This is a genomic window from Ruminococcus sp. B05 (assembly GCF_003628495.1).
Taxonomy (GTDB): domain Bacteria; phylum Bacillota; class Clostridia; order Lachnospirales; family Lachnospiraceae; genus Schaedlerella; species Schaedlerella hominis.
Map to the genome: position 1 here is coordinate 57,582 of NZ_RBZR01000019.1, position 10,034 is coordinate 67,615.

The window sequence follows — 10,034 nt, forward strand, 5'->3', positions numbered from 1 at the left end:
TCAGAGCCACTATTTTTTTATAAAACAGACAGTCCTTAGACTGCCTGCAATACAATACTTATCGTTGTGGAAAAATCAGATTGAACTGCACATTTCCCTCGCCGGGATCAATCATTTCCACAGTTGCTTCATACTGTCTCCCTGTTTTTCTGGATACCAGATCCTTATAATGGATTTTTCCTTTAGACAGGAACTTCTTTGCTGCCGCCTTATCCATCTTTTTCCCCTGGCTTGCAAGGAATTTATCATTCTTCCATAAGGTAAAAGCACAGTTCCGGTCGGAACAGTAAAAGTTTACTTTTCCTTCCCTGACATCAGCTCCACATCGGGGACATTTGCCAATGACTTCCCCTTTTGCTTTTCCCTGAAACTGCTCTTTCTTTTCTTCTGAAATAGCCTGATATCTGGCAACCAGTTCCTGCATCAGCTCTGTAATCCCATTTAGGAATTCATCTGCTGTCTCTGTATTCTGGGCAATGTGATTCAATGCCATTTCCCACTCTGCTGTCATCTTCGGAGATTTAATCTCATCCGGCAAAACCGTAATCAGTACATTGCCATCATCTGTCGGCACCAGATCTTTCTTTTCCCTTTTCACAAAACCAGACTGAATCAGTTTTTCAATGATTGCTGCCCTTGTTGCCGGAGTACCAAGTCCTTTCTTTTCCGTATCTTCGGTCAGTTCTTCATTCCCAGCACGTTCCATCGCAGAAAGCAGGGTATCTTCTGTGTACTGTTTCGGTGGCTGTGTAAAATGCTCCGATACAAAAGAATCACAAGGACCGTAATGCTTACCTGCCCAGATATCCAGCTCCGGCTCTTCTTTCTCACTCTTTACGCCAAAGAACTGTTTCATTTTATTTTCGATTGCCTTGAATCCTTCCTGCTTTGTTTTCTTTGCCGTGAGATAAAACGTATGATAATTACAGGTAATCTGGCTTTTATGGCTTTCATAAATATAAGGATCTGCAGTTGCTGTCAGTACCCTGGCACTGATCAGATACAAAATCTTGCGGTTTCGCTCTTTCAGTTTACCTATATCTGCCTTTGCTACTTCCATGGTCGGGATAATTGCATGGTGATCAGATACTTTCTTTGAATTTAATACCTTACTCACGTCCGGTTGATATTCCAGGCTTTCAGCATAAGGCATTTCCCCAAGTAACATTTGAATCAGAGTTTCTGTGCTTTCTCCCATCTCATCTGTCAGATACTGGCTGTCTGTTCTCGGATAAGTGACAAGCTTCTGCTCATACATCTCCTGCACTGCATCCAATGTCTGCTGTGCGGTATAGCCAAACATTCTGTTAGCTTCCCTCTGAAGGGTGGTCAGATCATAAAGCTTCGGAGGGCGGACTGTTTTCTCTTTCACATCATCCTTTTCCACTTCGCACATCCGCTCCAGGCAGTCCGCAGCCACTTTATCTGCATCCTCTTTTTTCTGAAAATGCTCTGTAACTGCATCCATATCATCAAACTTGATATGAGCCATATAATATTTTTCTTTGGTAAATTCCTTGATCTTCTGATTTCGATCCACGATCATGGCAAGTGTTGGTGTCTGCACTCTTCCGACTTTCAGATTCTGGTTATACAGAACGGAAAAAAGACGGCTCGCATTGATTCCCACCAGCCAGTCTGCCTTTGCCCTGCAAAGTGCTGACTGATAGAGACTGTCATAACACGAACCGTCTTTTAATGACGCAAATCCATCTTTAATTGCCTGTTCTTCCATGGAAGAAATCCAGAGCCGCTTCATCGGCTTTTTGCATCCTGCCTGCTCATACACCAGACGAAAGATTAACTCTCCTTCACGTCCTGCATCAGTAGCACAGATCACTTCATCTACATTGGAATCTCTCATCAGTTTTTTCAAGATTCCGTACTGCTTCTTTGTTCCATCCAAAACCTTGTGTCTCCAGCATTCCGGCACAATCGGCAGATCTTCATATCTCCATTTTTTATATTTTTCATCGTATTCCGATGCATCGCATAATCCAACTAGATGTCCTACGCACCAGGAAACGATATAACCGTTTCCCTCCACGTAGCCATCTTTTCTTGTTCTGGCTCCCAGTACCGAAGCCAGTGCCATCGCAACCGATGGCTTTTCTGCAATCACTAATTTCATTTACTCCTACTCCTCTTCTTCATCTTCCAGTACATCATCATTGAAATCTTCATCTCTCAGGATTTCCGGTTCTGCACTTTCTTCCTGCTCATCTGCATCGTCTACTTCCCGTTTTTCTGACTCTGAATCTTCGGATTCATCTTCATCCTCTTCCATCTCATCCTCGTCATCATATTCATGCTTTGGTTTATAGACTTTGAAGTAATATCCTCCTGCCGCAGCTCCGACTGCTACCAGCGCAATCAGAAGATACGTTCCAAATGGGCTTTTATCTTCTGGCATCTGGATTTCATCCTCCACCTTATCTTTCTCATCTGTCTCTGTCGTTTCCGGTTTTTCTTCCTCTGCTTTTTTCTCTGGTTCTGCATAAACCGTATCCACTTCCGGAAGTGTCACTGAATCAGAAAGTGTGAAGTTCATCAGATCTTTCTCACTGACTTCTGTAAGGAAATACACATTATCCTGAGATTTTGAATTGTCAATAATCAAATAGAAAATCTTACCACTCTTCGTTGAAATGGTATAAAACTCTTTTGTGCCTTCCGTAGCTGTTTTGGTAACGGCTTCTGCCGTCTCGCCTTCTTTATTAAGCTGTTCCTCAATACCTGTTACTGTCCGATCATCCACGGTTCCTTTTGCATCTGTCGGCTCAGAAGCCTGTGCATCCTGCGGAAGCGGAGAAGTCGTAGTTTTCTCAGTCCCCGTTGCATCTGCACTGGTCGTAGTTGCCATTGCACCATTGCTGTCCCTGGAAGATTTCTGTTTTTCTGCCTGCTTCTTTGCCCATTCATAGTAAGGATTCTGCAACACATACTTTTCAGAAGTATTTCCAGCACCATCTGTTACCGTAATCTCAATCTGTTTTGTAGTAAAATCTTTCTGTGTCAGTTGCACTCTCAGCATTCCATCCTTCAAGTCTGTATAAGTGGTGCCATTGACGGTTACCGCAGTAATCCCGGATACTGTATCATTCCCCTGAATCGTCAGCACACCATCTGTCAGGGAAGCAGAGAGTGTCGGCTTTTCCGTGTCATAACACTTAATAGAGCGATTCTGCTCATAGACCTTCCCCTCACCATCTGTCACACGCACATACACTGTCTGGTTTCCAGTGATCGTGATACTTCCGCTTCCGGTTACATCCTGCCAGCTTCCATCTTTTCCTGCTTTTGCTTCAATCTTTGCTATTGAGAAACCTTCCGGCATATGGCTGGCATCTACCGTAACAGCAATGGTTGTTTCACCCTGTTTCCAGCCATCCGGTTTCTCAATCGTAATCGCAGGTGTGGTATTCTCAGCTGCATAAGCAGTCTGTGTCTGGAGCAAAGGTGTTGTCAGGCAAAGAAATGTCGTTGCTGCAAGCAAGCTCTTTTTTACCCTGCTTTTAGTAATTGTTCTCTTCTTCTGTTTCATTTTTTCCAGATTCATCATCGGCTTTTGTTTCCTCCTTCTGTATTTCTACCCTGCCGGGCAATTCATTTTTCATTCTCTTTTTGAAAGCTTCCAATTCCGGAATACTCATATCCATTGCACGGATAATTTTTACAATTTCCAGATTTTCTGCTTCTGTTTTTGCAATCTCCGCAGCCTTGAAACGCTTTAAGTCTGCTTCATATCTGGCTTTGGATGCTTCCATTTTTTCCTTGGCTTTCTCATAATCTGCCGTTGCTTTTTCAAGACTTTTCATCGCTTCTCCTTTCCGGACGGCTGATGCAGCCGCCCTTTTTTCTTACCATCGTCCAAATCCATAGAAATGGCTCTGCCAGTATGGAGAATTGATGGACGTATACTGCACCGGATGTCCACAATGGATCATCTGACCATTGCCTACATAGATTCCGATATGCGTTACCGGCTCCCCTGCGTCGTAAGTTCCAGTAAAGAAAATCAAATCTCCCGGCTGTGCCTCCGACTGGGATACTGGTGTACAAATGTTGTACAGTCCCTGTGCAGTCAATCTTCCTGTATTCCTTACACCAGAGTTTGTCAGGCAGTAACTTACAAATCCAGAACAATCAAATCCACTTGGAGAATATCCACCCCACACATACGGTGTTCCCAGATATCTCGCTGCTTCGTTCAACAAACGCTGTGCCGCTTCACTGGTGTATTCATTGCCGCCAAAGCCTGTCCCTTCTCCAGTTTCCAGATAAAAGATCGGGTTTAAGCGCTCTCCATTTTTCAGAAGTTCAATATGAAGATGGCTTCCTGTAGAATTTCCAGTATTTCCTACAAGACCAATCTCATCACCTTTCGTGACGGATGCACCTGCAGATACACTCCGGCTGCTTAAATGTGCATACCGCAGTTCATAGCCTTTACTGTCCTTAATCACAACATAATTGCCATAGCTATCGTTATAAGCAGAAGTTGTAACCGTTCCGGTCAGCCCTGCCATTACTTTCGTTCCCTCCGGTGCTCCGATATCCATACCATTATGAAGCTGATTTGCTCCTGAAATTGGATGAATCCGATATCCATAATAACTTGTCACACTGGAATACCAGTTAAAATCAACCGGTGTCGCAAACATCTGTAAATTGCCTTTCGTATCGTTATAGGCACTGAACAGTTCTTTCTGAAAAAATCTCAGCCTGTCCTGACAGATCAACATCAGATTTCCACTGTTTAAGGTGACATTCAGCACATCTACATCTCTTGTCCTGGTCACTTCCACTTCCTGGCTTCCATTATCATCTGCCAGATAACATTCCCAGGTCTTATGCCCATGTGCGGATGCCGCCGCATGATTATCATAGTAAACGTCAAACTGTACACCGTATCTTGCGAAAGCTCCGGTATCTTCTACCGTATATTCGACACCATTCATGACCACCTTTGTTCCCATTGGAACAAACGGATTGGAAGCATCTACCGCTAAGGTATGATTAGCAGTTGGGTATACTCCACTGGCAGTCGGGCCTCCGCTCCAAATACCACAACAGATTGGACAGTTACAATATCCGCTTGTTACAACCTGTCCCAACGATTCTCCAACTCTTACTGTTGCTGTCTCTGTCACAGTCTCATTGACTGCTTCAGTAGTCAGATGATATTGCTCTGCAAACAATGCATCCAGTTCAGGCTTGACCTGTTCAAAAGTAAACTCCTCATACTTTGCTGACAGATAACTGATCAGGATAAACGGATCATGCTCAATAGGCCCGATGTTATATCGGTATTCCTCATGTCCCGGTTCTTCAGACTCCATGTTGTTAATCCGCTCCTGCAGATTAGCTTCCAACTGTGTATAATACAGTTCCGCTTCCCGGATTGCCTGATCCGATGACAGATAACTGGTTCCCGTGTAAGTGATCACATTTTGTAAAAATACTGCAGAGCATGACGTGACATTCGTTATAATCAGAAACATCAATCCGATCAGAACTGCCACACTGATATACACCTTCCGGTTTTCTTTAAAGAAGTTGGTGACTTTGCCGCCAATCTTCTTGATATAATCAATCGTACCTTTTGTAGCTGTTCCTACTGTCTGTTCACTTCGTTTTGCTTTGGCATAATCCCGTTTGATCTGTTGCTTCTGAATCTGTTTTTTTAGCTTCTTCTGCTCCTGACGGGCTGCCGCCTGTGTCTGTTTCTCTGCCTGTCTCTCCAGTCTGCTTCTCTTTCTGGAAGCCCTCTGTTTCCTTTGTCTGGCACTTCTCTGTTCCAGCCGGTAAATACCTTCGCAGCCTTCTTCCAACTTATGGGCACCTTCTACTGCCGCATTATCGTCTTCATTTTTACTGATCTCACGGTGCAATGCTGCGGAAGTTGCACTTCCTGCTTTCTTAACAACAAAAGCTTTTTCTGTTTTCACAGATTCCCCTTCGCCAAACTTCAGGCGGGATTTCTTCTTTCCAGAACCCTCTCCTTCATTTGCCTGATAAACCTGTGCCTTCTTGGAATGCTGCTTTGCTTCCTTTTTCTTTCTTGCTTCCTCATAAGAAAACTTTTTGGCTTTTTCCTTCTGTTTCTGATGACGGAAATTGACTCCATCCGTATCCATCTGGTTCAATTTCTCCATATCTTTGTCATTTTTCACAGAAGCACCAGTCTCTTCATAAGCAAATTTCAGACGCTGTTTCTGCTTTGGTTTCTTACTTCCACCATTCTTCTTACTCCGGCTGTCTCCTCTGTTTTCTGAAAGATCCGCACGTTTTTCTTTCAGTCTCCCTGACTGGCTGGCTTCGGATTTTTCCGCAAATCTTGATTCTTTTCTGTTCACAGCACGGATTCTTTTCCGGTTTTGTTGCTTTCTATTTTGTCCAAAATCCTCACTTTGGTTCTCCGTTCGCATCAGTTCCGGTGCATCCCTGGATTTTTGCACAGAGGGACGGATATTTTTCCCACTTCGCTTAGACTGGCGGGGAGACTTATCCACAAGGTTTTCTGCTTTTTCCCCCTGTTTTATTCCCATCTGCACATCACTGACACGGTTACTGACACGAACAGAAGATTTATCCGTCAGGTTTTCTTCCACCAGACCATCTTTGGTCATCTTCTGGACTTTCTTATCCCTGACTTTCATTCTCTGTTCTGCCACTACTTACTCCTCCTTTTTCGGATACCCTTTCCCTGCCTGTAATAAACAGAGAAAAGCGATGCCAAATACAGCACCGCCACTAAAAGTTAATACATATGAAATTGCTCGTAACATTGTCTTCTCCTTTGATTTAACCTGCTTCGGAAGTTTCCTCTAAGCGGGTTGTCATGATTTTATAGAGGGAATTCTTCGGGAATCTGTCTACGAACGGGATAATGACATTTCCATAGAACAGAAGTCCTTCCCCCTCATTACTGTTGGTTACATAGGACAGCTGGGTTGGTGAGATATTCAGCTGTTTTGCAAGAATCTGCCTGTCTCCGGAAGCCTGGTTCAGCATATAAATAAAATCTGAATTTTCAAATATATTCTCTATTTCCCTGGAAGACAATAAATCCTTAATATTCTGGGTGATGCCCGTTGGGATACCACCCCATTTACGGAATCGCTTCCAAATCTCCACGCTGTAGGCTGCAGTCTGCTCTTCCTTCAAAAGAAGATGGAACTCATCCACATAGTATCTGGTGGACTTATGGGCAGAACGGTTCATCGTTACCCTGTTCCAGACCTGATCCTGGATTACGAGCATCCCAATCTTTTTCAGCTGTTTTCCCAATTCTTTGATGTCAAAGCAGACAATGCGGTTATTGATATCCACGTTTGTCTGATGGTTAAATACATTCAAAGAGCCTGTAACATAGATCTCTAATGAAGTAGCCAGCCGCTGTGCTTCCGGCTCTTCCTGTTTTCTCAGAAGGTTGTATAAGTCCTCCAGGATTGGCATCTTCTCCGGTATTGGATCGGCAAGGTATTCCTGATATACTAACCGCACACAACGGTCAATAATCGTTTTTTCTACCGGTTCCAATCCATTCTTTCCTCCAACAATCAGCTCACACAAAGACAGGATAAAATCTGCTTTCAATGACAGCGGATTATCTTCCTCAGAATAATTCAGGTTCAGATCCATTGGATTGATATACTGGTCAGATACCGGCGAAACTCTTACCACCTGCCCATGCAGCGCCTGCACAAGTGCCGAATATTCGGCTTCTGGATCACAGACAATGATATCGTCCTCCGTAATCAAAAAGCAGTTTGTAATTTCCCTCTTTGCTGAGAAGGACTTACCGGAACCTGGTGTACCAAGAATCAGTCCATTCGGGTTCTTCAGACGTTTCCGATCAACCATGATCATGTTGTTGGATAATGCATTCAATCCATAATAAAGAGCTTCCCCTTCCTGAAACAGTTCCTGTGTCGTAAATGGCACGAAGATCGCTGTTGAAGATGTGGTAAGCCCTCTCTGAATTTCAATTCGATTGACTCCAAGCGGAATACAGGACATGAGTGCTGCTTCCTGCTGATAATCCAGCTGTTTTAAGGAACAGTTATATTTCTGTGCGATCCCCTGCACCTGGAAAATATTATTATCCAGCTTCTGACGCTTCTTTGCGGTATTCATTACCAGAACTGTCACAAGGAACATTCTCTCATTTCTGGACTGCAGATCTTCCAGCAGATTCTTTGCCTCTTCGCCATAAGTCACAAGGTCCGATGGAAGCACGTCCATATCATAACCGGAACGTACCGCACGCTTCTGCTCTTCGATCTTCATCTTATCAAGATCAGAAATCTTACTCTTGATCATCTTGATTGCTGAACTCTGATCAATGGACTGGATATGAATGTTGACATTGATGCTGTCATCCACATCCAGAAAATCTGCAAGCATCCGGTCTGTCAGCTCCGGTGCAAGAATCTGAAGGTAACTCACACTTCCCATCGTTCTTCCCATCAAAAATGTCTGATTCTTGGAAAAGTTAAAGGAAGTCGGTGCAATAAAATCTTTGGTCTTTAATCCGGTTTCCGGAAGCATCTTGTACTGGAACTTAAATGGTTCAATCCGATCCTGGTTGAACACATGATACAGAATCTCCAGCCTTTCCAGTCCATTCAAAGAATGTGCCTGTGCTCCCAGAACCTTAAAGTTATTTAAGATATCTGTTTCGATTCTTTCAAGCCTTGGTCTTGCTACCTTCAGACTTTCTGCTTCAATTCCAAAAGTGATATACTTCGTCTTTACCAGACCATTATTTCCTTTGGAAAGCTGATTTTTCAGCATAGTACGGTATTCTTCACGAATGGCATTGAAGTCATCGTTCTGATCCGGAATATCAATACTTTTCTCAAATTCTGCCACATCCACCTGCTGATTGATAAAGGACAGCTGCACACTGATGGAAGAATCAAAGTAATTTAAGAAATCACAGTAATTCTCAAATATCGTGGTCTTATCCTCATTTAAAGCCAGCTGATAATTGATGTCATAAAACTGAATCGTCTTAGAGAAAAAGGTCTTTGTCACCTGGCAGATACCATCCTGCAGCATCCGAATATACGGAATGCTCTGCTGTGCAGTTGTAGGAATGCCTTTCTGTTTCCTGCGATCCCGTTCCTGTTTCTTCTTACGCTTTTCCTGTTCTCTTTCTTTTCTGCTTTTTTTGTTTCTTCTTTCCTGACGGTTTCTTTTTTCCGCCAGAGACAGACGCTCCTGCTGAGCCTCCTGCTTTGTCTTTTTTGCCATCCGGCACACCCTCCTTTTTTACAAGGGTGGAAATCTCCTGATAAAAATTTTCTGTCTTATATGGTCTTACCGCTGGACAGATAAACTTCTGTCGAATGATATTTGCCACCACTTTTTCAAAGGGAAGCCCGTCTTTTTCATACATTGCCATGAAGAAAAATGGAAGCATGATCGTTACCATCAGAATGGCAGCAATACTGGAACCGATTGGTTTTCTCATGAACAGATAAAACGGAATCCCCACAACTGCGGCAAGTGAAAAGAAAATCAGCTGCCGCTTTGTCAGATTTAACGCTACTTTTGTTTTGACCTTGGTAAGGTCTTTTGGTACTGGTACATACGCCATGGTATGCGCTCCTTTCCTGCCCGTTAATGGGCATTGAATATTGATTTGCTAAGGCTTCCGGTCTTGAATAATGAAAATGCAAGAATCACGGTATAAGCCGCTACTGAAAACATTGCTGCATGAAGGTCACTGGATATGGTCATTGCATTTACTAAAACTGCATAAATTCCCACACAGACCATCATGAAGAATCCCTGAAATGCCAGTGCGAACAAGCCTTTTAAATAGTTGTTTCCGATATTGCCCCATTCCTTATTGGTCATGGTGGCAAACGGAATTGGTGCTATGGAAGTATAAAGTAGGGTAAGAACCCAGCGCCTTACCATATCACTATGGCAGGTTTCCGAGAACTCCCCTCCGAACCGGACTTACACCTCTCGATGTATCCGGCTCTCCAGATGTCAGTCTAATTTCCCAGCGTGTA

Annotated in this window: 7 protein-coding genes and 1 pseudogene; all 8 read right to left on the reverse strand. The window is 43.5% G+C overall.

Going from position 1 to position 10,034, the window contains the following annotated elements:
- Window positions 1-58: 58 nt before the first annotated feature.
- Window positions 59-2,131, reverse strand: coding sequence for a DNA topoisomerase 3 (locus D8Q48_RS12910; protein WP_121056721.1), 2,073 nt, complete (start codon window positions 2,129-2,131; stop codon window positions 59-61).
- Window positions 2,132-2,137: 6 nt separating this feature from the next.
- Window positions 2,138-3,562 (reverse strand): CD1107 family mobile element protein, encoded by a 1,425-nt coding sequence (locus tag D8Q48_RS12915; RefSeq protein ID WP_118364969.1) that lies wholly within the window; start codon window positions 3,560-3,562, stop codon window positions 2,138-2,140.
- Window positions 3,516-3,818: a DUF4315 family protein gene (locus D8Q48_RS12920; RefSeq protein ID WP_005344193.1), complete on the reverse strand. Its 303-nt coding sequence runs from the start codon at window positions 3,816-3,818 to the stop codon at window positions 3,516-3,518. Before D8Q48_RS12920 ends, D8Q48_RS12915 begins: the two co-directional genes overlap by 47 nt.
- 42 nt (window positions 3,819-3,860) lie before the next feature.
- Window positions 3,861-6,632, reverse strand: a complete 2,772-nt coding sequence (locus tag D8Q48_RS12925; protein ID WP_347562303.1) for a peptidoglycan DD-metalloendopeptidase family protein — start codon at window positions 6,630-6,632, stop codon at window positions 3,861-3,863.
- A 48-nt stretch (window positions 6,633-6,680) separates the two neighbouring features.
- Window positions 6,681-6,791, reverse strand: a complete 111-nt coding sequence (locus D8Q48_RS12930; RefSeq protein ID WP_008688066.1) for a hypothetical protein — start codon at window positions 6,789-6,791, stop codon at window positions 6,681-6,683.
- A gap of 16 nt (window positions 6,792-6,807) precedes the next feature.
- Complete coding sequence (locus tag D8Q48_RS12935) at window positions 6,808-9,264, reverse strand: VirB4-like conjugal transfer ATPase, CD1110 family (protein WP_191855126.1); 2,457 nt, start codon at window positions 9,262-9,264, stop codon at window positions 6,808-6,810.
- Entirely contained in the window at window positions 9,146-9,610 is a 465-nt protein-coding gene (locus D8Q48_RS12940) for a PrgI family protein (protein ID WP_055268321.1), read from the reverse strand. The genes D8Q48_RS12935 and D8Q48_RS12940 overlap by 119 nt, the downstream gene beginning before the upstream one ends.
- Window positions 9,611-9,633: 23 nt before the next feature.
- A pseudogene (locus tag D8Q48_RS12945) lies at window positions 9,634-9,909 on the reverse strand (hypothetical protein); the annotation flags it as partial.
- Window positions 9,910-10,034 lie beyond the last annotated feature (125 nt).